General features: G+C 59.8%; 5 protein-coding genes. 4 read left to right on the top strand and 1 reads right to left on the bottom strand.

The window, feature by feature from the left end; translation table 11 throughout:
- The 4 genes from AC1DLB_RS28300 to AC1DLB_RS28285 all read left to right on the top strand — a co-directional run.
- On the top strand, positions 1 to 400 hold a 400-nt coding region (locus tag AC1DLB_RS28300; protein WP_477786117.1), incomplete at its 5' end, for a DUF6231 family protein.
- A 4-nt stretch (positions 401 to 404) separates the two neighbouring features.
- Positions 405 to 881: a YchJ family protein gene (locus AC1DLB_RS28295; RefSeq protein WP_477786116.1), complete on the top strand. Its 477-nt coding sequence runs from the start codon at positions 405 to 407 to the stop codon at positions 879 to 881.
- Positions 882 to 969: 88 nt separating this feature from the next.
- Positions 970 to 1,458 (top strand): LEA/WHy family protein, encoded by a 489-nt coding sequence (locus tag AC1DLB_RS28290; RefSeq protein WP_477786115.1) that lies wholly within the window; start codon positions 970 to 972, stop codon positions 1,456 to 1,458.
- A gap of 5 nt (positions 1,459 to 1,463) precedes the next feature.
- On the top strand, positions 1,464 to 1,673 hold the full coding sequence (locus tag AC1DLB_RS28285) for an SEC-C metal-binding domain-containing protein (RefSeq protein WP_007906737.1): 210 nt from the start codon (positions 1,464 to 1,466) through the stop codon (positions 1,671 to 1,673).
- A gap of 193 nt (positions 1,674 to 1,866) precedes the next feature.
- On the opposite strand, the gene AC1DLB_RS28280 is transcribed toward AC1DLB_RS28285, so the two are convergent.
- Positions 1,867 to 2,135, bottom strand: a 269-nt coding sequence (locus AC1DLB_RS28280) for an isochorismatase family protein (protein WP_477786114.1), incomplete at its 5' end; no start/stop codon positions are given.

Below are 2,135 nucleotides of genomic sequence, written 5' to 3'. Positions count from 1 at the left end.
GTTCCCCGCGCTCGAGGCATTCAAACTCGCGCACCCGGATAGCATCGTGGCTTTTGCCGCACCCGGAGCATTGCCGGCCGAACTGGCGGCGCAGCGGTTTGATCTGGCGCTGGTGGTCGATTGCCTCGAACACTTACCCAAGCGCGACGGCCTGAATCTGCTCGGCGGGATACRCAACCTCAATGCCAGTCGCATTGCGGTGTTGGCCGACTTGCCCGCCAGCGGTTGGCAGGAGACGGATTTTTTCTCCCTGGCCCTGCAAGCCAGCGAACGCTTCCAGCGCGACGATCAAGTGTTGACGTTGTTTACCTACGATCTGCTTGACTACAAACAGGTACCCGACTGGCTCAACTCACGCTTCTGGGCCAATCCGGAAAACTTCGGGAAATACTGGTGGTAACGCAATGAGTACATCCATTTGCCCTTGCGGCAGCGGCACGCTGCTCGATGCCTGCTGCGGTCATTACCATGCCGGCYATCCGGCCCCCAGCGCCGAAGTCCTGATGCGTTCGCGCTACAGCGCCTATGTGCTGGGGCTGGTCGACTATCTGGTGGCCACCACCCTGCCCGCGCAACAGGCCGGCCTGGATCGCCAGTCGATCAGCGACTGGAGCGCCCAGAGCACCTGGCTGGGCCTGGAAGTGGAAGGCGCCGAGGTCTTCGGCGGCCAGCCGGAGCACGCCTTCGTCACCTTCACCGCTCGCTGGCACGACGGCAGCGGCGAACACAGCCACCGCGAACGTTCGTCATTCGTGCAGAACGCCGGCCGCTGGTACTTCATCGACCCTACGGTGCCGCTCAAGGCCGGGCGCAACGATGCGTGCCCGTGCGCCAGCGGGCAGAAGTTCAAGAAGTGCTGCGCGAGTTATTTCGGCGCTTGAGGTGCCCCCTGTAGCAGCTGCCGAAAGCTGCGTTCGGCCGTAGCAGCTGCTACAGCGAGGCAGCTGCTACAAAGGGAGAAACACGACCATGATCACCGGACGATTCGCGCTCTATCTGTTCACTTTGCTGCTTCTGTTTTCAGGAGTCGGCGGCTGCGCCTCATGGTTCAGCAACGACTTGCCAGACCCGCAAGTGCATCTGGTCAAGGTCGAGGTGGTCCGGGCCAAGTTGCTGGAGCAGAAATTCCTGCTGCATTTTCGCGTCGACAACCCCAATGACGAAGACCTGACGGTGCGCGCCCTGGAATATCRCATTCATCTGGGGGACGTCCTGCTGACCGAAGGCGAGCACGAACATTGGTTCACCGTCGGCCCCAAGCACAGTGCCTACTTCAAGGTGCCGATCCGAACCAACCTGTGGCCCAGGGTTCGGGATGTGGTGAAACTGCTGAAAAAACCCGAGCAACCGATTCCCTATCGTCTGGAAGGCACACTTGAAACCGGTTTATTCATCGCGCACTACGTGCACCTGGCGCGCAATGGCGTGATAATCGCCGCCGATTTAATTCCGGAGTGACCCCGATGACCCAGCAACCCCACGTCCATGGCCCTGACTGCAACCACGATCATGACCATCACGACCACCATGATCACGACCATGGCCATGTCCACGGCCCAAACTGCGGCCACGCCCACCAGGAACCGGTGCGCAACGCCCTGAAAGACGTCGGTCGCAACGACCCTTGCCCCTGCGGCAACGGCAAGAAATTCAAGAAGTGCCACGGGGCTTGAGGATTCGGGCGAATAACTTCTTCGCCTGTTGAATCGCAAATCCCTGTAGGAGCGAGGCTTGCCCGCGAAAAGGGCGCCACGATCAATCAGAAAAACCGCGTCATCGTTCTTCGCGGGCAAGCCTCGCTCCTACAAGTTGATCTGCACCCCAAAAGTTGGACACCAATCCTAATTTTGGGGTCAGTTCAAGGTTTCAGTCGTTCATGAGAATGCTCGCGGCGCTAACGACCGTCGCATATTCCCCATGCAGATTCCCCAGCGACATCGCATGCACTTCTTCAGCTGAATGGGCATTGCCGAAAAAGTCCGCCTTGTCGAAGGTAAAGCACGCATCCTCCACAACCCACGCCTCAAACCCCAGATTCCCAGCCGTTCGCGCCGTGGATTCCACCGAGTTGTGCGTCGCCACGCCAACGATGATCAACTGATCGATCCCCGCCTCGCGCAAACTCGCTTCCAGCC

The organism is Pseudomonas sp. 05N434 (assembly GCF_056396965.1).
The sequence above is the reverse complement of the archived record's forward strand: the minus strand, read 5'-3'. Positions and strand labels throughout refer to the sequence as shown.